Origin of the sequence: Skermanella sp. TT6, assembly GCF_016653635.2 — a bacterium.
Taxonomy (GTDB): Bacteria; Pseudomonadota; Alphaproteobacteria; order Azospirillales; family Azospirillaceae; genus Skermanella; species Skermanella cutis.
The window spans coordinates 2,482,949-2,502,159 of the sequence record NZ_CP067420.1; the positions used below are offsets into that span (position 1 = coordinate 2,482,949).

Sequence of the window (19,211 nt, forward strand, 5' to 3'; positions counted from 1 at the left end):
GTGACACAACCCGCTCCGATCGAGAACGCACTCGCTTACCGCCTGCGCCAGCAACGCCTGCTCGCCGATTTCGGTTTTCACGCGCTGCGCTGCCGCGACCTCGACGGCTTGCTCCAGCGCGCCACCGAGATGTGTGCCGAGGGCATGGCCACGCGCTTGTGCAAGATCCTGGAGTGGCAGCCGGCGGAGGATCGGCTGCTGGTCCGGGCCGGGGTCGGATGGGCCGCGGGGCTGGTCGGCCACGCCATCGTCGGCGCCGATCTGGAGTCCCCCGCCGGCTTCGCCCTGAAAACCGGCGCGCCCGTGATCTCCAATCATCTCGCGGGAGAGACCCGGTTCCGGACACCGCGGCTTCTGGCGGAACACGGCGTCCGGCGCGCCATAAACGTCGTCATCCGCGACGGCGTCGCCGAATACCCGTTCGGCGTGCTGGAGGTGGACAGTCCGGACCCCGGCCATTTCGAGGAGGACGACATAGCCTTCATGCAGGGGTTCGCCAACCTGCTGGGCGTCGCAATCGAACGGCAGAAGGCGGAGGACGGGCGGAACAGGTCGCACGAGCACACGCTGGAGATCCTGGAAAGCATCAGCGATGCCTTCTATGCGGTCGACGGCGCGTGGCGGTTCACCTATGTCAACAGCAAGGCTGAAGAGTGGTGGGGGCGCCGGCGCGAGGATCTGATCGGCCGGGTGTACTGGGAGGAGTTCCCGCAGGCGGTCGGCAGCGAAGCCTACGACGCCCATCAGGAGGCCATGCGACTGCGGCGGAAAGTCCGGTGCGAGACGATCTCCCCGATCCTTCGCCACTGGGTGGACATGGACATCCATCCGACCGCTACCGGCGGCCTGTCGGTGTATTTCCGCGACGTAACGGAGCGCCGCCGGACCCAGGAGGCTCTGCGGGAAAGCGAGGATCGCCTGCGTTTCGAGCGGGAGTTCCTGGATACCCTGATCCGGCGCGCTCCGGTCGGGATCTCCATCGCGAACGCTCCGGCCGGGGATGTCGTCACGTTGAACGACAAGGCCAAGGAACTGATCGGCCACGACGTGCTCGGCAGCGGCCTGGGACGCTATTCGACTTACGGCGCCCTGCATCCCGACGGCAGGAACTATGAGGTCGAGGATTATCCCACCGTCCGGGCGCTGACGCGGGGCGAGTTCGTCGACCGCGAGCCGATGATCTATCTGCTCGGCGGGCGGTCGGGACACAAGCGCCGGCGTCTGCAGGTGAGCAGCACGCCGGTGCGCGGTGCCGACGGCGCCGTCGCCGCGGCCATCACCGTCCTGGTGGACGTGGAAGATCAGCACCGGCGGGCCGAGCAGCTCCAGGCGCTTGCCGACGCGTGGCTGGCCGTGACCGCGGCCCCCACGCTTGCCGCGACCCTGGCGGAGATCGCGGCGGCGGCCCGGGAGATCATCGGCGTCGGCCAGGCCACGGTGAGCCTGACCGGGGATGAGGGCCGCGACGAGGCTGCCGGCGCGCCGGCGCGGGATTCCAGGAGGCCGCTCCGGGTGGCCGGATCGAAGCTGGCCATGCCGCTGGTATCCGGCCGAGGCCGCCGTCTCGGCATGGTCCAGGTGTCCGAGAGGCTGGACGGCGGGACCTTCGGCGCGGACGACGAGGCGATGCTGGTCCAGCTCGCCCATCTCGCCTCCGCCGCCATCGAGCAGGCCCAGTCCGAGGAGGAACTGCGGCGGCTGAACGAGACGCTGGAGGAGCGCGTCGCCGAGCGGACGCGGGAACGTGACCGGCTTTGGGAAGTGAGCGAGGATCTGCTCGTCGTGGCCGATTACGGCAGGCGGCTGCTTCGGATCAGCCCGTCCTGGTCGCGGCTCCTCGGCCATGACGAGGCCGTGCTGCTGGCGCAGCCTTACCCGGACATCATTCATCCCGACGATTTCGACGCCGTATCGGCGCACATGGAGGCTTTGCGCTCCGGTCGCCAGCCCGTGCGGTTCGAGAACAGGATCAAGGCGGCCGACGGGTCCTGGAAATGGATCGCCTGGGTCCTCTCGGCCGATCCGTACGGCGAATACCTGCATGGCGTCGGCCGCGACGTGACCGCCGAGAAGGCCGCTACGGACGCCCTGCGGGCTGCCGAGGAACAGCTTCGCCAGGCGCAGAAGATGGAGGCGCTGGGTCAGCTCACCGGAGGAGTCGCCCATGACTTCAACAATCTGCTGCAAGGGATCGGCGGCAGCCTGGAGGCGGTGGAGCGGCGGCTGGAAGCCGGACGGACGGACATCGGGCATTTCAGCCGCGCCGCCCGCCTGTCGGTCGACCGGGCGGCGACGCTGACCCGGCGCCTGCTGGCGTTCTCCCGGCGGCAGCCGCTCAACCCCGAGGTCGTGGACCTGAATGCGCTGGTGACCGGCATGCGGGATCTGGTCCGGCGATCGGTCGGCGAATCCGTACGGGTCGAGACCGCTCTCGAGGAGCGGATCTGGTACGCCTGGGCCGACGCGAACCAGATCGAGAACGTCCTTCTCAACCTGGCGATCAATGCGCGCGACGCCATGCCGGACGGCGGGCTGCTGACGATCAGGACGGCGAACGCCGTCCTGGACGATGAGTCCTCGCCGGACGGAGCCGGGGTCCAGGCCGGGGATTACGTGATGCTGGCGGTCACGGACACCGGCAAGGGCATGCCGCCGGAAGTCCTGGCACGCGCGTTCGAGCCATTCTTCACCACGAAGCCGGTCGGCCAGGGAACCGGCCTCGGTCTCAGCCAGCTCTACGGCTTCGCCAGGCAATCGGGAGGGCATGCCCGGATCGACAGCATGGAGGGACGGGGAACGAGCGTGAAGCTCTACCTGCCTCGCCATGGCGGCGTGCCGGTAGCGGCGGTGGAGCCCGTCGCGGAACCCTCGCCGAGCGCGGAGGGCCAGGGAACCATCCTCGTCGTGGAGGATGAGATGATCGTGTCCATGGTCCTGGTCGAAACATTGGAGGAGCAGGGCTACACGGTGCTCGATGCCGCCGAGGGGCAGTCCGCTCTGCGGATCCTGGAAGGCCCCGTTCCGATCGACCTGCTGGTCACCGACGTCGGGCTGCCGGGCATCAACGGGCGGCAGCTCGCCGAGATGGCGAGGGTCTTGAGACCGGCGCTGAAGGTGCTGTTCCTGACGGGCTATGCGCGCCCGGCGGCCGATGGCGACGCCTTCCTGGGGCCGGACACGGGGCTTATCAGCAAGCCGGTCGCGATGGACTCCTTCCTGGCCAAGGTCCGGTCCATGACGAAGCGGGCCTGAGGGAAGAATCATCCTCCGGCATGTCGGTGCCGCGCTCTCTCCCGCGTCCTTGGAGTGGTGAACACGGGCCGGGGAGAGTGGAGATGGCGGACCAAGGCGAAGACGATGATGATGCGATCCGCACGGTGTTGCGCGATCGGGCGGGCGCGATCCGCGCCAAGGATGCCGGCGGGGCTCTCGCGGCTTTCGCGGCCGATGCCGTGACATTCGATCTGGCGCCTCCCCTGGCGAAGGCCGGTCCGGATGCGCTGGACTGGTCGGACCTGGAGGACTGGTTCGCGACCTGGCGCGGTCCGATCGGCTATGAGCTCGCGGATTTCTCCGTGGCGGTTGACGGCGACCATGCCTGCTGCCACGGCTTCGTCCGGATCAGCGGAACCAAGACGGATGGCGAGGAGGTCTCGGTCTGGGCGAGGCAGACCTTGTTCCTGCGGCGATTCACCCCTTCGTGGCTGATCGTCCACGAGCATACGTCGGTTCCGTTCCACATGGACGGCAGCTACAGGGCTGCCGTCGACCTGAAGCCCTGATCCGGGAGGATTGACGATGAGCGAAGCTGTTGCGAACGCACCCGTCCTGGGAGGCGTGGTGCCGTATCTCATGGTCGACGGTGCGATCCGGGCGGCTCGGTTTTACGAACGGGCTTTCGGGGCGGTGGAGATCGCGCGCCAGCCGGCCGACGACCAGGGGCGGACGATGCATGTCCACCTGCATGTGAACGGCGGATCCGTGATGCTGAACGATCCCTATCCGGAGTACGGCCAGCCCCTGAAGGCACCACAGGCCTTCACGCTGCACATGAAGGTCGACGATGTCGACGCCTGGTGGCGGCGGGCCGTCGATGCCGGGGCGGAAGTGGTGATGCCGCTGCAGGACATGTTCTGGGGGGATCGGTACGGGCAACTCCGCGATCCGTTCGGCGTGACTTGGTCGCTCGCAGCGCCGGTCCGGGCCTGAGGGACAGGGATCGATCGTTCCGATCGAACGGAACAATCCATATAATGAGTTGGATCGATCGGATCCTGCCTGTGATCATGGGGTCGGACCAGAAGGAGCCGTCCCATGAGCGCAGCGACACCGGCAACCACCGATTCGACCGTCGGGGCCGGAATCCGGAGTTTGCGAGGACGGGATCCGGGCGTGTGGCCGGGCCTGTTGCTGGCGTCGGCGGTCGCGCTGGCCGCCCTCGCCCTGGGCCGCGTTCCCGGCCTGACCGGGTTCAGCCCCCTGATACTCGCGATCGTGATCGGCATCGTGTTCCGCGCCGTGGCCGGGATGCCCGCCCCGGCGCGGCCGGGCGTCGTCCTGTCGATGCGGGGCCTGCTCCGGCTCGCTATCGTGCTGCTCGGCCTTCAGCTTACGGCGGGTCAGGTGGCGGAGGTCGGGGTGGCCGGAATCGCCGTGATCGTGGCGACGGTCGTCTGCACCTTCGGGTTCACGGTCCGGCTGGGACGATTCCTGGGCGTGGACCGCGGACTGACCGAACTGATCGCGGCCGGCACCTCGATCTGCGGGGCTTCCGCGGTGGTCGCCGCCAATACGGCGACGGGCGCGCGGGACGAGGATGTCGCCTACGCGGTCGCCTGCGTGACCGTGTTCGGCTCGGTCGCGATGATCGTCTATCCCTTGCTGGCCGGACCGGCCGGCCTTGACCCGCATGCCTACGGGATTTGGGCGGGAGCGTCGATCCACGAGGTGGCGCAGGTGGTCGCGGCCGCTTTCCAGGGCGGGAGCGAGGCCGGGGAGATCGGCAGCGTCGCGAAACTGTCCCGCGTCATGATGCTGGCGCCGGTCGTGGTCGCCTTGGGCCTGCTGGCATCAATGAGGGCGCGCCGTGGCGGCGAGGCCCGTGGCCAGGGCCGCGCGCCGGCACCCTGGTTCGTGCTGGGGTTCATCGGGATGGTCTGCATCAACAGCGTCGTCGCGATACCGGCCGAGGCGAAAGCGGTCATTGCCGCGGCCACCACTTTCCTGCTGTCGCTGGCGCTGGCCGGCATGGGGCTGGAAACCGATCTCGCCCGACTGCGCGCCAGGGGCCTCCGGCCATTGGTCCTGGGAGGAGCAGCTTCCTTGTTCATCGCCGGCTTCAGCCTGGGACTGATCAAGGCTTTCCTGTAAAGAAGCCGGCATGACGCTGGAGCAGCTTCGCATCTTCGTCGCGGTCGCCGAACGGGAGCACGTCACCCAGGGCGCACGCGATCTCAACCTGACGCAGTCGGCGACCAGTGCGGCCATCGCGGCGCTGGAGGCGCGCTATGCGATCAAGCTCTTCGATCGGGTCGGGCGGCGAATCGCGCTGACGGAGACGGGGCGGATCTTCCTTGCGGAAGCGAAGGCGGTGCTGGCCCGCGCGTCGGCCGCGGAGACGGTCCTCGGCGATCTTGCCGGGCTGAGGCGGGGTTCTCTCGGACTCGCCGCGAGCCAGACCGTCGCGAATTATTGGCTGCCCCGCGTCATCCATCAGTATCGCCGCCGCTATCCCGGCATCGCCCTGACATTGACGATCGGGAACACCGAATTCGTGTCGGGTCTGGTCCATGGGGGAGCGGCGGACCTCGGCTTCACCGAGGGAGAGATCGATGCCCCCGCCCTGACGATCCGTCCCGTCGCCGAGGACGAGCTGGTGCTTGTCGTGGCGCCCGGTCATCCCTGGGCCGGGCGGCGACCGGAGCCAAGGGACGATTTCCCGAGGGAGCCCTGGGTCTTCCGGGAGCGCGGATCGGGAACCAGATCGATCTTCGAGGCCGTCCTGCCGACCATGGGGGTCGACCCGCGGACGCTTGAGATCCGCCTTGAACTTCCGTCCAACGAGGCGGTGCGTGCAGCGGTGGAGGCGGGAGCCGGTGCGACCGTGATTTCAAGGCTGGTTGCGGAAAGTTCCCTGAAAGCGGGAACGCTGGTCGGAGTCGACCTAACCCTGCCGAAACGGCGCTTCTATGCGATGAGGCATCGGGAACGTTATCTCACGCGGGCGGCGCAGGAATTCTGGCGGTTGGTCGCGGAGGAATCCTGACGGGTGGAATAGACCGCATGCTCGCTTCGGTAGTCGTCGCGGCCGACCCGGGTCACGGACGTTAGTTTCCGTAACCCGGGCGGATCGTGCGTTCCGAAGCGTGGGTCGCGTCGACGCTCGTTCAGGCGAGGCCGACCAGCGAAAGAACCGCGATCACGACGACAATCACGCCGATGATGTAGAAGATGTTCCGCCCCACTTTATTCTCCAACACTGGTTTGTCGATGCCCCTGAGAACGTCCTGGGGTCGCTGAAAGTTCCAATATCCTCGCCGTATGATCGGGGAAGTTCCCCCCGGAACGGGGGTTGAGCGGGATCCAATGGGAACATAGAACGAACATGATGCTTGATGTTCTTGAGATGTTCTCATATCATCCTCCTTGTCGCTCGGCCAGCAACTGATGGATCACCTGCAAGGGAGGATACGATGTCGGTGCACAAATTTTTCGCTGAATTTCTGGGCTTTGCCGGTCTGGTCACTTCATTGTACGGCTGGACCGTTGTCGGTCACGCCTTCGGGTTTTGAAGCTTCGACGCGGGCCGGACCGGTTCGCGGCGCACTTTTGGTGGAACGCGGCAAGAGGCGGATTTCAGCGCGGACGACTGTGATGTGCGAACAACAAAAAGGCCGTTGTCAGGCAATCTCCTGACAACGGCCGATAAAAACGCCTTTCACCTTGTGCGGCAACCGGTCGAGATCTTCCACTCGACATGAGAGGGAAAGTAACTCCCCTCCTTTTCAAACATCAGCGTGGGCGGCGTGCCGCCCGATGCGCCGGGATCGGAATAGGTCGGTTCACCTGCTCGTCGCGACGGCTCGCCGACATGTCGATCTCGATGCGTGCCAAAGCCTTGCGCAGTTCATGGACCGCATCGTGAAGGGTCTGGATGCTGCCTTCGCTGGGTGCCTGCTTCCACCCGCGATAGGCCACCAGGCATGACCGGGCAGTATCGCGGAGCCGCCCTTCGACGGCATCGACGGGAGGGGCCGGCTCCGGCCTGCCGGACGGGGAGGGGGCCCGCGCCGCCTCCCCGCCGGCGGCCGGCTGGGCTTGCGGAACTGCCGCGACGGGAGCGGGACGGGGCTCGGCCGGAGCGGATTCAGCCGGCCGGGCAGCCGATTGCGCGGCGTTGCGGCCGATATCGGACGCGCGCAGCTGGGTCCGGCCTTCCGGAGTGGCGCTGCGACGCGGGGCCGGGCGCGGTTCCGGCGGAGGAGCCGCTGGCTCCACCGCGGGCTGCTCTTCCAGGGCGCCGGGCGCCTGGTTGGATGCCGATGATTTGTCCGCTTCGTCCGATGCGGCCTGCTGCGGGGGCTGAGCCGCCGCTTCAGGTTCCTGCGCCGGAGCGGCCTCCTCCGCTTCCGCAGGGCTCGCCGTCTCGCTGGCACGGGGGGCCGCAGGTTCCATTCCGGAGGCTTCGGCCTTCCGGACGATATAGGAGATGGCGCTTGGAGTGCAGTCGAACTCGCGAGCAATCGCGGACAAAGTCGCGCCTGCCCGATGCCGCTCCAAGATGTGCGGCCATGCCGATTGTGGAATTCGGCCGCGCCGCTTGGGCGCCTCCGGCTCATTGCCGGCTTCAGCGCTCATGATATCGCTCGGTTGCCAGAGTGAAGATTGCGTCATTGGTTCGGTGACTTTGCTCGGAGAAAATTGCGCAAACAGCGCGGCTTCCTCTCAGAGGGCAGCTACGTTTACGCATGACAGCGGTGGTGATGTGGTCTGTTGAGAACAATATTGGGTATTCGCCATCAAAATACCAGCACCGTTTTCACTCGTACAGGAGATTTGTCGGCGGAGCAGCGAATTTTTGCGCTGCCGCATCGCGGGGTTGGAGAAGTAGCCGTCATTGAATGAAGTCAAAACTGCCGTTTGTTGGCCTTTTCAAGCGCGAATCGGGCATTTCGGGGGAGGTGAAGAGACAGCGGAGGGCGCGTCGTACCGAGCCTCCGGAGGACTCGAATGGAGCGTTGGACTGGCGGTCGACGGCAGTCTGCCGGACGAATCGGGTCGGCGCTCCGCAGACTACGAAAATTGTCTCTGCTTGTATCCGAAGAAGAGCTTATTCATTTATTGAAAAAGCCTTTTCACTGCAGCCTAAAGTAATAAATTATGGTTAACTGCTCGCGAAACTCTTGTTTCCGCAGATTTCCCGGAGCATGGCCCGGAGCATCGAAGGAGCCGGACCATGGACATTGCGCAAGGATGTCCCGGATTCGATACGGTCATGTCGTGGCGTTTATGCTTCCTTCGATACAATGACGCAACGAGCATCGGTGTTGCAGTGTTGAGTGACCGCATGGCACCGCGATGCTGCGCCCGGTTCCGGTGATGGTCGATGACTCCGTCGTTCCGGGCAATTCGCAGGCCGAGTTTCCGTCGCCGGGCTTCTATCGCCAAGTATCTTTCGGAGGACCGTTCATGATCCCGTCTCACCATCGCCCGCATCGCGCCGGAGCCGGTCGGCGACTGCTGGCCTTGCCGCTTGCCGCGTTTATCGGCGCAGCCGGGTTTGGCCTGCCCGTACCGGCTTCGGCGCAGAGCGGGCCGCCCGGTTTCGCGGATCTCGCGGAAGAACAGATCAAGACCGTCGTGAACATCTCGACGACCCAGTCCCGGGGGGCGGGCGGTCCGGGGCTCCCCGGGCGGCCTCCGGGGCAGGGTCCCGGCGGCCCGGGCGGTCCAGGGGGGCCCGGCGGTCCAGGGGGGCCCGGCGGTCCCGATATTCCGGAATTTCCCCCTGGGTCGCCGTTCGAGGAGTTCTTCCGCCAGTTCCGCGAGCAACAGCCGACGCCGAGGCCCGTCACGGCGCTGGGGTCCGGCTTCATCATCGACCCCGGCGGGCTCGTGGTGACGAACAACCACGTGGTCGCCGACGCCGACGAGATCCAGGTCACGCTCCACGACGACACCGTGCTCGACGCGGAACTGGTGGGCAACGATCCCCTGACCGATCTGGCGCTGCTGCGGATCAAGAGCGACAAGCCTCTGCCCTCCGCGCGCTGGGGCGACTCAAGCCGCCTGAGGATCGGCGACTGGCTGATGGCGATCGGCAATCCGTTCGGCCTGGGCGGAACCGTCACCACGGGCATCCTGTCGGCGCGGGCGCGCGACATCAACCAGGGTCCCTATGACGAATTTCTGCAGACCGACGCCTCGATCAACCGCGGCAACTCCGGCGGACCGCTTTTCAACATGGCAGGCGAGGTGATCGGCATCAACACCGCCATCTTCTCCCCGACCGGCGGCAGCATCGGCATCGGCTTCGCCGTGCCGTCGTCGCTGGCAAGGCCGGTGCTGGAGCAGATCCGCGACCACGGCAAGCCGCGCCGGGGCTGGCTGGGCGTGCAGATCCAGGCCGTCACCCCGGAGATCGCGGAGAGCCTGCAGCTGGCCGAGCCGCGCGGGGCGCTGGTGACGACGGTGACCGGCGGCGGCCCGGCCGAGAGGGCGGGCATCCGGCAAGGCGACGTGATCCTGCGGTTCAACGGCCAGGACGTCGATGCCATGCGCCAGCTGCCCCGCCTCGTCGCCGACACGCCGATCGGCCAGCAGGCCGACGTCGTCGTCCAGCGCGGCGGCGAGGACCGGACGATCAAGGTCACGGTCGGGGATCTGGACGAGGCGCAGCAATCGGCCGCGCTGGGAGCCGAGCAGACGCCGCCCGACGGCGACACCACCAGCCCGCCGACGACGGAGACGCTCGGCATGACGCTTTCGACCCTGGATCCGGCGACACGCGACGCGTTCAGCATCCCGGATACGGTCGAGGGCGTCGTGGTGACCGAAGCCGCGCAGGACAGCCCGGCCGCAGGGCAGGGGATCGCTCCGGGCGACGTGATCGTGGAGGTGGGCCAGGAGCCGGTCGAAAGCCCCGAGGACGTCACGTCGAGGATCGACCAGGCGCGTCAGGCGGGCCGCAAGAACGTGCTGATGTTGCTGAGCCGGGGCGGCGAACTGCGCTTCGTGCCGCTGCCGCTGGAGGGCTGAGTCCAGGGACCGCGCGGGATCGTCCGAGGAGCCCGTCAGCGGCGCCTCCCGACGAACCCGCCCAGCAGCATCCCGATGCCGAACGCGATCAGCAGAGCGGCGCCGGGCTGGGAGCGGACCCGCCGCTGGGCGCGGGCCACCGCCCGGTCTCTCCCGTGCTCGGCAACGGCGCGCAGTTCGGCCAGCCGCCGCTGCCCGGCGGCGGAACGGGCCGCGGCCTGACCGGAGGTCTGGTCGGCCAGCCTGCGGATGGCGGCAGCCGCTTCCGCCCGCGCCCGGGCCGCGCGCTCGGCCTGGACCCCCGCCCTCTCCCGCAGGTCGGCGGCCCAGTCGCTCAGCTCCCGCAGCGCCTGCTCCCGCGTGACGTCGTAGCTCTCCGAGATCGCGTCGATCAGCCGGTCGCGGCTTCCCTGAAGATCGTCGATGATCTCCTGCGGGATCCTCCGCCACTTTTCCCGAACCAGTTCCTTGTACTTGCCCCAGTTCAGTTCGATGCTGTTCCAGTCCAAGTCCATGGGAACTCCCGATCCGAATTTGAAAGGTAGCCCGGGTTGAACAAACTTTCGCGGCTCCCGGTTCCTGTCGGGGCCGATCCTGGAAGACGGGAAAGGCGACGATGCCGAAGGAGTTGACGCATATCCTGTTCGCGGACGCCGTGGCGGCCGACCTGGAAGCAGGCGGCCGGACCGGCTTGGCGAGCCTGCTGAGGCGCGAACGCGCGACGCTCCATTTCGGTTCGATCGCCACCGACACGCTCTTCTACGGGTTCACGCTGCCGGTACTGGACCGGGACTTCCACCCCTGGGGCGACATCATCCACGGGGAGGAGGGCGAGGATACCGGCACGCCGATCCGCGAAATGCTGGAACGGCTGCGCGGCGGCACGACGGAAAGGGCCGGGAGGGCTTCCGACGACGCCAAGTTCGCCTTCGTCTGCGGTTTCCTGACCCACATGGCGCTGGATATCGTCTTCCATCCCTGGGTCTACTCGGTGACCGGGCAGTATTACGATGCCGATCCTGTGCAACGGACCGACTCGCAAATGCGCCATCGGCTTGCGGAGTCCTGGCTTGACCTGCTGATGCTCGGCCGGCGGGGAACCGACCTCGCCCATTTCGGCGCCCTGGAGGCGGTGCGGCGGAACGGGACCTCCAATCTCGCCTGCCTTGGTTTCTTCGCGGACTGCTTCCGGTCGGCCTGGCGGATCGACGGTGACGTCGGACGCTACGCGCGGCGCTTCTACAGGGTCCAGATGCTTCTGACGCGGCAGTTCGCGTCCCCCGCCGCGATGAGGGCCGTCGCGCGGGCGAACAGGATGACGGACGGACGCCTGCGCGCTTTCCTGGCCCTGTTCTATCCCGCCGATGCGGACCGCCTGCCGACGGATCTGTTCGCCTTCCAGGGATACCGCCACCCGGTCACGGGGGAACGGGTGGCGGCGACGCTGGAGTCGATGTGGAGTGACGCCCGGCGACTGGCGGTCGATCTGGTGACCGCCGCCGACGGCATCAGGAAGGGAGCATCGTCGGACGCTCTCGACGCGGTGCTGGACGGCCGCAGCCTCGACGTCGGCCTATCCCGCTGTCCGGCCAGAATGGCCGTTCACTTCGACATCTTCCCGGCGGACCGGATGTGGGGCTATCCCGGTCCGGTCACTTCGCCGCGATGACCGCGATTTCGACCTGATACTTGGGGGCCGCCAGCTTCGCCTCGACGGTGGCGCGGACCGGCGGGTTCGAGGCATCCACCCAGGCTTCCCAGACGGCGTTCAGCGCGCCGAAATGGGCCATTTCGCTGAGATAGACGGTGGCCGACAGCAGCTTGCTCTTGTCGGTGCCGACGAGGGCGAGGAGTTCGTCGATCTGGCGCAGGATCTGCTCGGTCTGGCCCTTCGCGTCGGCGGTGGTGTCCTCGGCGACCTGGCCGGCGAGGTAGACGGTGTCGTTGTGGACGACCACCTGGCTCATGCGCGGGCCGATCTTGAAACGCTGGATGGACATCGGTTCTTTCCCCTGGTGATTTCTTCGGGCAAGGGTTCGTGGGAGCGCAGTGTTCGCATCCCGGGCGGCGCGGCGCAACCGGTTATGGCGAAAACGCCGTGGCCGGCCGTTCGCGGAAGGCCCGCTCCCGGTACCGCGGGAGACCGCCGGCCGTCGCCATTCCGGTCCGGGGCTTTCCCGTACCGTTACTTGCCTGTTCTTGGACAAGGCCATGTATCGGGCCGTCACTGCGCTTTCACGGGGCCGCGCCCTCGGCGGCGCTCCACAGCCAGGCGGCCCCGCGGACGCCGCTGGAGTCGCCATGGCGGGCGGGAAGGATGGGCGTGTCCACCGTATCGGAGATGCACCAGCGGCTCAGCAGCGGCGGCAGCATCGGATAGAGGCGGGCGACGTTGGACATTCCGCCCCCCAGCACGATCACGTCGGGGTCGAGCACGTCGATCACCATGGCGAGGCTGCGCGCCAGCCGGTCGGCGTAGCGCTCGAGGCTCGCGGAGGCGCCGGGATCGCCCGCGTCCGCCAGGGCCGCGATCTCCTGCGCCGAAAGCCGCTCTCCCGTGATCCGCGCGTGGTCGGCGGCGAACGCCGGCCCGGAGATCCAGGTCTCGATGCAGCCGGCCCGGCCGCAATAGCAGGCCGGGCCGGGATGCTCGCCGGCGCCCGGCCACGGCAGGGAAGTGTGCCCCCACTCGCCGGCTATCCCGTTGCGGCCGGTCAGCACCCTGCCCCCGGTCACGATGCCGGCACCGGTTCCCGTTCCGACGATCGCGCCGAACACCGTGTCGAAACCCGCGCCGGCGCCGTCCGCCGCTTCCGACACCGCGAAACAATTGGCATCGTTCTGCACCCGTACCGGGCGACCGGCCAGAGCGCCGAGATCGTCGCCCAGCGAGTGGCCGATCAGCCAGGTGGAATTCGCCTTCCTGACCAAGCCGCCGGGCGGCAGCACGACGCCGGGTATGCCGATGCCCACGGTGCCGGAACCGCCGGCCCGCTCCTCCAGCCAGGATACCAGTCCCGCCAGCGCCTCCAGGGTTGCTGCATAATTGCCACGCGGTGTGCCGATTCTGCGGCGGGAGAGTTCCCGACCGTTGCGGTCTATGGCGATTCCCTCGATTTTGGTGCCACCAAGATCGATGCCGATGCGGATCATTGAGGAAAACCAGCGGATTGAGCGTTTGACGAATATGAAGCCGGAGCTTAGCCGATGGACCGCCAGTCCTCACCGCCAAAAATTGCGGCAGGCAGACGTTGTATCTCACGGCGTATTCAGGCAATCTGCCCCCAAGGAAGTAATTCTTTCGTTCAATCCCACCCATCCGGAATCTCGACAGGGCCGTTTTCCATGAGCAGTGCCATCGAACCCCATCGCGAGAAGCCGGCGCGCCGCAGCGCGCGCCGCATCGTCACCGCCGTCACGGCCGCCTGCGTGCTGGCGGCATCGTCGTCCGCGTGGGCCAAGTCCGCGTGCTATTCCCCGGCGGAGTATGACGCCGAGCAGGCGATGCGTCTCCATACCGAGCTGATGGTCATCGGCCTGACCTGCAACTCGGTCCAGCAGGAACGCAACCTGTTCGCCAAGTACCAGAGCTTCACCACCAAGCACCGCACCCAGCTCATGACTTGGGAAAAGGTGCTGATCGGCCATTTCCGCGAGACCGACAAGTCCAACCCGACCCGCAGGTTCGACGATTTCCGGACCGTTCTCGCCAACGAGATCGCGCAGCGCGCGGCGTTGCTGACGCCGCCCGTGTTCTGCCAGTCCCACAGCGACCGGGTGGACCAGGCGATGGCCATGACCGACGGGGAACTGAAGAAGTACCTGTCGACCGAGGACGCGGGACAGATCGCGGCGGCGCCGCCGTGCGGCGTGAAGGTCGCGGAACTGCTGGGCGACGAGGGCGTCCCGCAGGTGGCCCAGGCCTCCAGCAAGCCGCAGGTCCAGGGTTCCAAGGCTTCGAAGACCGCCTCGAAGGCCAGTCCGGCCAAGGTGGCGAGCACCGGCAAGTCGGCGCCGGCCAAGCCGAACAAGACGGTCGTGACCGCCGCCAAAGTTGACTGAGGACGGCGGCGGGGTAATTCTCGCTTCCGGCGGCGGCCGATCACCATTCCGGAATTCCGGCCGCCGCGCAGGACATTCATGACAGGTACCGCAACGCCGGCCGATTCAAAGGCCCGGCGCACAATGTTCCTTATTGCCGCCCGTGAAGCCGTCGGCATGCCGTCGATAGTTCTGGGCGCCAGCTATGTCGGGTTCGGATCACTTGTTCGCGAAAGCGGGATGGGCCTGTGGCTCGGGCTCTTCTCGACCCTCTCCGCCTGGGCGCTTCCGGGACAGGTGGCGCTGGTCGAACTCTACGGCGTCGGCGCTTCGCTGCTGGTGATCGCCCTGGCGGTGGCCTTGACCAACGCCCGCCTGATGCCGATGACCATCACCCTGATGCCGTTGATCCACGATCCGGCGGTGCCGCGCTGGCGATACTACTTCTATTCCCATTTGGTCGCGGTCACCGCCTGGGCCTTCTCGATGCGCCGGTGCCCGGAAATGCCGCGGGATGTCCGGCTGCCCTATTTCGTCGGTTTCGCAACGGTCCTGTGGCTGGCAAGCCTGATCGGGACCGCCGTCGGCTTCGCCCTGGCGGACGCGGTGCCGCAGTCGGTCACGCTGGGGCTGGTCTTCCTCAACCCGATCTACTTCATGCTGATCTTCGCGACGGACCTGCGCCACCGGGCGCGGGTGATCGCGCTGGGCCTGGGGGCCGTGATGGGGCCGACGCTTCACACCTTTTCCCATGATTGGGGACTCATGCTGACCGGCCTTATCGCCGGGAGCGCCGCGTTCGGGGCCGACAGGCTGGTCGCGAGGCGCCGTGGCTGACGCTTGGATCTTCGTCGTCCTGCTGGTGGGGGCGGCCGCGACCTATGTATGGCGTGCCCTTGGCGTGGCATTGTCGGGCCGGATCAATCCCGGGGGACCCGTCTTCGAATGGGTCGGGTGCGTCGCCTACGCGCTGCTCGCCGGATTGATCGCCCGCATGATCATCCTGCCGGTCGGCCCGCTGCAGGAAACCGACCTGGGTTCCCGCCTGTTGTCCGCCGCGATCGCGCTCGCCGTGTTCTTCATCATGCGGAAAAGCATCTTCTTCGGCGTCACCGCCGGAACGCTGGCGCTGATCGCGCTTACGGTGGGCGGCGTCCGGATGTTCTGACCGGCGCCGATACCGGGTCGACTCAACCGATCATTACACGATTTAAAACAACGTCCGGCCTCCGGCTTTCGTCGCGAAGTGACGGAGGCCTGTTTCATTTCAGGCAGTATGCGGGTTTCTTGTGCTGCAATTGCACAGCGTTCGTCCAAGTCCGCTCGCGTCTCCGGAGAGCCGATTTTCCCCGCTTGCCCGGCCGTTGAGGGTAATATAACGTCGCGTCAAGAATAAGGCCGGCGCGCTGAACCGCCGTGCCGAAGGTTCGAATCGGGAGACTTCCGACTGTTTGCAATTCCGTCGGCGCCGCAGAGGTTCGCCACGCCGGCCTTTGGAGCTGTTCGCAAGGGTCTGGACCCCTGGTCCGCCCCTCTTGCCGGCCGGGCTTGTCCCGTGCCTGGACGGGAAGGCGCGTGCCGACTCTCTGACGCAAACGACGTCTGGGTAGCGAGGACATGGAATACTTCCTTCAACAATTGATCAACGGGCTGACGCTCGGGGCCATCTACGGCCTGATCGCGATCGGCTACACGATGGTGTACGGCATCATCGGCATGATCAATTTCGCCCATGGCGAGATTTACATGATCGGCGCCTTCATCGCCGTGATCAGCTTCATCGTGCTCGGGGCGGCCGGGATCACCTGGGTGCCGGTGATGCTGATGCTGGTGCTGATCATCTCCATGGTGTTCACGAGCATTTACGGCTGGACGATCGAGCGGCTGGCCTACCGGCCGCTCCGAGGGTCGTTCCGGCTGGCGCCGCTGATCTCCGCGATCGGCATGTCGATCTTCCTGCAGAACTACGTGCAGCTGGTCCAGGGCGCCCGGGTCAAGCCGATGCCGCCGGTGATCCAGGGCGGCTTCGTGATCATGGAGCGCGCGGACGGGTTCGTGGTCAGCCTCAGCTACCTGCAGATCCTGATCATCCTGCTGACCACCGCGCTGATGGTGGGCTTCACCCTGCTGATCACGCGGACGGACCTGGGCCGGGCCCAGCGCGCGTGCGAGCAGGACAAGACCATGGCCGGGCTGCTGGGCGTGAACGTCGACCGGACGATCTCGCTGACCTTCGTGATGGGCGCCGCCCTGGCCGCGGTCGCGGGCGTGATGGTCACGCTCTATTACGGCGTGATCGACTTCTTCATAGGATTCCTGGCGGGGGTGAAGGCCTTCACCGCGGCGGTGCTGGGCGGCATCGGCTCGCTGCCCGGGGCCATGCTGGGCGGGCTGCTGATCGGCCTGATCGAGGCGTTCTGGTCGGCCTATTTCTCGATCGAGTACAAGGATGTGGCGACCTTCGCCATCCTGGTCCTGGTGCTGATCTTCCGCCCCACGGGTCTGCTCGGCAAACCCGAAATCGAGAAGGTCTGATCCGATGACCGCGATCCTATCCCAAACCCCCGACCGGCGACGCCTCGACGTGGGCGCCATGCTGAAGGAGGCCGGCCTCACGGCGCTCGTGGCGCTGGCCCTGACCCTGCCGCTGGTCGGGCTCAGGACGGTCGACGTCGGCTCCCGGCTGACCGTCGTGACCCGTTTCGACGAGGTGCTGATCAGCGTCCTCCTGGTCTTCATCGGCCGGATCGGGTTGATCCTGACCCGGGAAGGGCATGCCGTCGCGGTGCTGGGCGTCAGCCTCGCCATCGCCCTGGTGTCCTGGTTCGTCCCGTTCCCGAGCGAGATCCTCAAGGTCATCACCATCACCGGTGCCGCGGTGCTGGCCATCCGCGCCGCCATCACGGTGCGGCGCGACCGCAGCACGCTGAGCCAGCAGGAGCGCGACCGCGCCATGGACCGGCTGGGCGCCAGGGTCCAGGACGCCGCCGTCTGGATCGGCCCGATCGCCGTGGCCTTCGCCGTCATCCTGCCGTTCCTGCCGTTCGCCAGCCGGTCGGTCGTGGATATCGGCATCCTGATCCTGACCTACATCATGCTGGGCTGGGGCCTGAACATCGTGGTCGGGCTGGCCGGCCTGCTGGACCTGGGCTATGTCGCGTTCTACGCGGTCGGTGCCTATTCCTACGCGCTGCTGGCGCAGTATTTCGGCTTCAGCTTCTGGCTGTGCCTGCCGCTGGCCGGCATCCTGGCGGCATTCTCGGGCTTGATCCTGGGCTTTCCGGTGCTGCGGCTGCGCGGCGACTACTTCGCGATCGTCACCCTGGGCTTCGGCGAGATCATCCGCGTGGTGCTGCTGAACTGGGCCGTCTTCACCGGGGGGCCGAACGGCATCTCGGGCATCCCGCGCCCCAGCTTCTTCGGGATCGCCGATTTCGACCGGCGCCCGCCCGAGGGCGAGATCGCGTTCCACCAGCTCTTCGGGATCTCGTTCGATCCGATGCACCGGATCATCTTCCTCTACTACCTGATCCTGGTGCTGGCGCTGCTGGTCAACTTCTTCACCATGAGGATCAGGAAGCTGCCGCTGGGCCGCGCCTGGGAGGCGCTGCGCGAGGACGACATCGCCTGCACGTCGCTGGGCATCAACCGGACCAACATCAAGCTTGCCGCCTTCACCATCGCGGCCATGTTCGGCGGCTTCGCCGGATCCTTCTTCGCGACGCGCCAGGGCTTCATCAGCCCGGAGAGCTTCACCTTCATCGAATCGGCGATCATCCTGGCGATCGTCGTTCTGGGCGGCATGGGCAGCCAGATCGGCGTGGTCGTCGCGGCCCTGATCGTGATCGGCCTGCCCGAGGCATTCCGCGAGCTCGCCGAGTACCGCATGCTGACCTTCGGCATGGGCATGGTGCTGATCATGGTCTGGCGGCCGAGGGGCCTGCTGGCGCATCGCGATCCCACCATCCTGCTGCACCCCAAGCGCAGCGCAAGGCAGCAGCAAGCCGACTCGGAGGCGGGGGCATGACAACCGTACCCGATACCCCAATACCCGGAACCCCGTTGCTCGAAGTCGAGCATCTGACCATGCGGTTCGGCGGTCTGGTCGCCGTCAACGACGTCTCGTTCACGGCGATGGAGCGTCAGATCACCGCGATCATCGGCCCGAACGGCGCCGGCAAGACCACCATGTTCAACTGCCTGACGGGCTTCTATTCGCCGACGGTCGGGCGTCTTGCCCTGCACCGCCCGGACGGCATCTTCCTGCTGGAGCGGCTGGAGGCATTCCGGATCTCCCAGCAGGCCGGAGTCGCGCGGACCTTCCAGAACATCCGCCTCTTCGCCCGCATGAGCGTGCTGGAGAACCTCGTGGTGGCCCAGCACAACAAGCTGATGAAGGCGTCGGCCTTCACCCTGGCCGGGCTGCTGGGATTGCCGAGCTACCGCAAGGCGGAGAAGCAGGCGGTCGAGCTGGCGCGCTATTGGCTGGACAAGGTCAAGCTCACCAGGTTCGCCGACTGGGAAGCCGGCAACCTGCCCTACGGCGCCCAGCGCCGGTTGGAGATCGCCCGCGCCATGTGCACCGAGCCGGTCCTGCTGTGCCTGGACGAGCCGGCCGCAGGCCTGAACCCGCGCGAGTCGGGGGACCTCAGCGAGTTGCTGATCCATATCCGCGACGAGGAGAAGATCGGCGTGCTGCTGATCGAGCACGACATGAGCGTGGTCATGAAGATCTCCGACCATGTCGTGGTGCTGGATTATGGCCGCAAGATCTCCGACGGGACGCCGGAATTCGTCAAGGCCGACCCGACCGTGATCCGTGCCTACCTGGGCGAGGAGGAGGACGAGGAACTGCCGGACGAGGTGAAGCGGGACCTGCCCGAGGTCGCGGAGCGGGAGGAGGGGGCATGAGC

General features: G+C 66.9%; 17 protein-coding genes. 13 read left to right on the plus strand and 4 right to left on the minus strand.

All coding sequences use genetic code 11. From position 1 onward, the window contains the following. From IGS68_RS11675 to IGS68_RS11695, 5 genes are all read left to right on the plus strand, one after another. Positions 1 to 3,252 (plus strand): PAS domain S-box protein, encoded by a 3,252-nt coding sequence (locus tag IGS68_RS11675; protein ID WP_201080123.1) that lies wholly within the window; start codon positions 1 to 3, stop codon positions 3,250 to 3,252. Positions 3,253 to 3,335: 83 nt separating this feature from the next. Beyond that, positions 3,336 to 3,782, plus strand: coding sequence for a YybH family protein (locus IGS68_RS11680; RefSeq protein WP_201080125.1), 447 nt, complete (start codon positions 3,336 to 3,338; stop codon positions 3,780 to 3,782). A 16-nt stretch (positions 3,783 to 3,798) separates the two neighbouring features. After that, a complete protein-coding gene (locus tag IGS68_RS11685) occupies positions 3,799 to 4,209 on the plus strand; it encodes a VOC family protein (RefSeq protein ID WP_201080127.1) in 411 nt (136 codons plus the stop codon). Positions 4,210 to 4,392: 183 nt separating this feature from the next. Continuing rightward, positions 4,393 to 5,370 carry a YeiH family protein gene (locus tag IGS68_RS11690; RefSeq protein WP_247881284.1) on the plus strand — a complete coding sequence of 326 codons (978 nt, stop codon included), beginning with the start codon at positions 4,393 to 4,395 and terminating at the stop codon, positions 5,368 to 5,370. 10 nt (positions 5,371 to 5,380) lie between these two features. Next, positions 5,381 to 6,265 (plus strand): LysR family transcriptional regulator, encoded by an 885-nt coding sequence (locus IGS68_RS11695; protein WP_201080131.1) that lies wholly within the window; start codon positions 5,381 to 5,383, stop codon positions 6,263 to 6,265. A 746-nt stretch (positions 6,266 to 7,011) separates the two neighbouring features. Here IGS68_RS11695 and IGS68_RS11700 read toward each other — a convergent pair. Next, positions 7,012 to 7,674: a hypothetical protein gene (locus tag IGS68_RS11700; protein WP_247881285.1), complete on the minus strand. Its 663-nt coding sequence runs from the start codon at positions 7,672 to 7,674 to the stop codon at positions 7,012 to 7,014. 1,014 nt (positions 7,675 to 8,688) lie between these two features. On the opposite strand from IGS68_RS11700, the gene IGS68_RS11705 reads away from it, so the two are divergent. After that, positions 8,689 to 10,257, plus strand: a complete 1,569-nt coding sequence (locus tag IGS68_RS11705; RefSeq protein WP_201080135.1) for a DegQ family serine endoprotease — start codon at positions 8,689 to 8,691, stop codon at positions 10,255 to 10,257. Positions 10,258 to 10,292: 35 nt separating this feature from the next. Here IGS68_RS11705 and IGS68_RS11710 read toward each other — a convergent pair whose 3' ends face one another. Continuing rightward, positions 10,293 to 10,772 carry a CsbD family protein gene (locus IGS68_RS11710; RefSeq protein WP_201080137.1) on the minus strand — a complete coding sequence of 160 codons (480 nt, stop codon included), beginning with the start codon at positions 10,770 to 10,772 and terminating at the stop codon, positions 10,293 to 10,295. A gap of 101 nt (positions 10,773 to 10,873) precedes the next feature. Between IGS68_RS11710 and IGS68_RS11715 the strand changes: the two genes are divergently transcribed. Further along, positions 10,874 to 11,926: a zinc dependent phospholipase C family protein gene (locus IGS68_RS11715; protein ID WP_201080138.1), complete on the plus strand. Its 1,053-nt coding sequence runs from the start codon at positions 10,874 to 10,876 to the stop codon at positions 11,924 to 11,926. Here IGS68_RS11715 and IGS68_RS11720 read toward each other — a convergent pair. After that, positions 11,910 to 12,257 (minus strand): RidA family protein, encoded by a 348-nt coding sequence (locus tag IGS68_RS11720; protein WP_201080140.1) that lies wholly within the window; start codon positions 12,255 to 12,257, stop codon positions 11,910 to 11,912. The genes IGS68_RS11715 and IGS68_RS11720 overlap by 17 nt on opposite strands. Before the next feature lie 235 nt (positions 12,258 to 12,492). Beyond that, positions 12,493 to 13,410 (minus strand): ROK family protein, encoded by a 918-nt coding sequence (locus tag IGS68_RS11725; protein WP_201080142.1) that lies wholly within the window; start codon positions 13,408 to 13,410, stop codon positions 12,493 to 12,495. 192 nt (positions 13,411 to 13,602) lie between these two features. On the opposite strand from IGS68_RS11725, the gene IGS68_RS11730 reads away from it, so the two are divergent. The 6 genes from IGS68_RS11730 (at position 13,603) to IGS68_RS11755 (ending at position 19,209) form a co-directional block, all read left to right on the plus strand. Beyond that, a complete protein-coding gene (locus tag IGS68_RS11730; protein ID WP_201080144.1) occupies positions 13,603 to 14,319 on the plus strand; it encodes a hypothetical protein in 717 nt (238 codons plus the stop codon). 156 nt (positions 14,320 to 14,475) lie between these two features. Continuing rightward, entirely contained in the window at positions 14,476 to 15,135 is a 660-nt protein-coding gene (locus tag IGS68_RS11735; RefSeq protein ID WP_247881286.1) for an AzlC family ABC transporter permease, read from the plus strand. After that, positions 15,128 to 15,466 (plus strand): AzlD domain-containing protein, encoded by a 339-nt coding sequence (locus IGS68_RS11740; protein ID WP_201080148.1) that lies wholly within the window; start codon positions 15,128 to 15,130, stop codon positions 15,464 to 15,466. The genes IGS68_RS11735 and IGS68_RS11740 overlap by 8 nt, the downstream gene beginning before the upstream one ends. Before the next feature lie 449 nt (positions 15,467 to 15,915). Then, positions 15,916 to 16,833 (plus strand): ABC transporter permease subunit, encoded by a 918-nt coding sequence (locus tag IGS68_RS11745; RefSeq protein ID WP_158045399.1) that lies wholly within the window; start codon positions 15,916 to 15,918, stop codon positions 16,831 to 16,833. A 4-nt stretch (positions 16,834 to 16,837) separates the two neighbouring features. After that, entirely contained in the window at positions 16,838 to 18,325 is a 1,488-nt protein-coding gene (gene livM, locus IGS68_RS11750) for a high-affinity branched-chain amino acid ABC transporter permease LivM (protein WP_201080150.1), read from the plus strand. Beyond that, positions 18,322 to 19,209, plus strand: a complete 888-nt coding sequence (locus tag IGS68_RS11755; RefSeq protein WP_201080151.1) for an ABC transporter ATP-binding protein — start codon at positions 18,322 to 18,324, stop codon at positions 19,207 to 19,209. The genes livM and IGS68_RS11755 overlap by 4 nt, the downstream gene beginning before the upstream one ends. The last annotated feature ends 2 nt before the right edge of the window (positions 19,210 to 19,211 follow it).